A 2501-nucleotide genomic window follows, 5' to 3' on the forward strand; every position below is an offset into this window, starting at 1 on the left:
CGAACGGTGCGATGGACGTGAGGATCCGCAGCTCAATGTTCGTTCCGGTGCGGGCCGCCGCCGTGGGTATGCGCGAATCTGCCCAGACGTCACCGGTGGCTAGGTTTGGCAGCGCCCGGTCGGAGTTGGCGCCGACGCTGTCGGGATCAGCGGACATCGGGTACGGGCCGCACCAATACGCGGCTGACGGTGGCGGTGGTGATGGTGATTCGTCCGGTCGGCCCACTGATTCGCAGACGCCTGAGATGGCTATCCGTGCAGATATTCCAGCCCAACGCGTCCACGCGGTCCGGACATATCAGGTGCGCTGAAAAAGCTCCTGAAGTAGGCCGGTCGGAAGGCCCCTCCACTTTCGAGAACCGGACCCACTCGCTCCAGAGCGCCTGCCTGAGGCCTGGAAACCGCCCTCTGGGCGAGTTGGTGGCAAAAGTTGCTTTTTAAACTCCCCGTCCAGCTCCCTGATCGGTAGCGCGGCGCTCAGGCACCGAAACGTCGATGCATGGTCCACCCCTTAGGCGACTTCGCGACCCCTCCGCAGCCTCCAAAACAGCGAGTCTCCGAGAGAGTGTCTGAGCGGGATGCTTTGATTGCACCGTGGACAACCAGGAAACCGTCAGCAACTTCGGTCCGGAGCTGATCTTCGCGATAGTGCGACCGGTCGGAGTAGACCGCGACGTCGTGGTCGACGCGTTCCGGCGGCAGCTAGCCACCTTCGAATACGACTTGGAGCACATTCGCATTAGTGAAACCATCGAGAACTTGTTGCCCGATGGAGTCGAACTTCCAAGAAAAACCTACGAAAAGACAGACGCGCTAATTAAGCACGGCGATCGCATCTGCGAAGAGAACAAGTCATCCGCGGCGCTCGCGGCTAGTGCAATCGTTCAGATCCAAGTCTTAAGGGCAGAGCATGGGTGCTCCGAAACGGAACGGCGGCAACGCACCGCCTACCTAATCGATTCAGTTAAGCGTACGCAAGAGGTCGAGTTGCTGAAAAGCGTTTACGGAGACCGATTCATACAGATCGCATTGATGTCCGACGATGTGAAGCGACGAACTCGTCTAGTTGAGCTATTTCGCACCGAGAACTTCGGCGACCCCGATTCTGAGCACGACGAGAAGGCCACCAGGCTGATGGGCCGTGATCAAAAAGAGGGAACTAAATATGGACAGAACGTTTCAAAAGTTTTTCCCAAGTCGGATCTATTTATTGACGCAGATCAGAACGTTGACGACCAGCTCGAACGATTCTTGAATCTATTATTTGGATCTCCTGAGTACTCTCCGCCATCTAAGCTCGAGTTCGGAATGAACATGGCGTACATCGCGAGTACGAGATCGCCGGAACTTGGCCTGAAGGTCGGCGCGGCAATACTGGATAGAAATTGGCATGTCTTGAGTTTAGGATTCAACGCACACCCGACGAATCCGCAGGAATCGCCTCTATTTGATCGGTCGAAGAGCTCGATCAAAGCGCTAGTCCTCGATACGCTTCGAAGAATGGAACCACTACTTATTGAAGAGGTTAAAGAAGGGTTGGACAGAGATCCAGAAGACTTTGTCACTGAACTTCTTCAAAACGGGGAACTGAAGGAATCTCAGTTGCAGGATCTGACGGAGTTTCAAATCCCAGTGCACGCCGAAATGTCTGCGCTACTCGATGGCCTGGGCCGCGGCGGTATCGGTGAGGGGGACACGCTCTACGTGACCGCTTATCCCTGCCATAACTGCGCCAAACATGTTATGTCTGCAAATCTTGACGTGGTTTATCTTGAGCCTTACCCAAAGAGTAGGGCCGAGAATATGTACGGCTCTGGGACACAGAAGTTCAAGCCGTTCTTTGGAATATCCCCGAAGCGATACGACACACTCTTTCGTGTCGAAGGCGACAGAAAGGATGCCGAGGGTTCCCGGTCACCGTGGTCACGCGAGGAACGACGACAAGCTCTTCCAAAGGTTGGACGATTCGATGAGTTCGTGGGATCCGAGAGCGAACGAGAAACCGCAGCCATATCAGAGGAACTATCAGCAGCCGACATTTGACACCAACATCGAGAGCGGGAGGTAAATATGCAGAGTTCAGAAAATGGGCGCGAGCTGTTTCGACAACAGATCGCGGCCGCTCGACGGTCATTTCAGTCGTTCGAACGTCCCAAACAGGAGTTCTTGAGGCGAGAGGTTGTCACTCGTCCACCTTCAGAGGACGCCCCCCACGAGTAGTAGCGGCAGCATTGGTCTTGAAGTAGCCCCGCACCGCCCTTGCGCTCACGGCGACGGCGGGGGCAAGAGCTGCCAACCGTGTGACACTTCGGCGGTCACCGCTCTCAGGTTCAGTAAATGCCGACGAGGCNTACCTCCGCTCTTCCCCGGATGGGTCGCCGACGTGGACTCAATTTGTCGGGACCTTGTCTTTGCAAAGCAGTGTTGGCAGCTCGCGCCGCACAAACGCCAGCGCTACCGCTGGAGGTTGCTGAGGCGGGTGACACAAGGCGCGGCACAAA

The 2501-nt window shown here is 56.2% G+C and carries 1 protein-coding gene; it reads left to right on the forward strand.

The genetic code is table 11. The features are described 5' to 3' along the window. The first annotated feature begins 594 nt into the window (after positions 1-594). Positions 595-2043: a hypothetical protein gene (locus AZG88_RS36430; RefSeq protein ID WP_061700515.1), complete on the forward strand. Its 1449-nt coding sequence runs from the start codon at positions 595-597 to the stop codon at positions 2041-2043. Positions 2044-2501 lie beyond the last annotated feature (458 nt).

Source organism: Rhodococcus sp. LB1 (assembly GCF_001583455.1).
GTDB classification, from domain to species: domain Bacteria; phylum Actinomycetota; class Actinomycetes; order Mycobacteriales; family Mycobacteriaceae; genus Rhodococcus_F; species Rhodococcus_F opacus.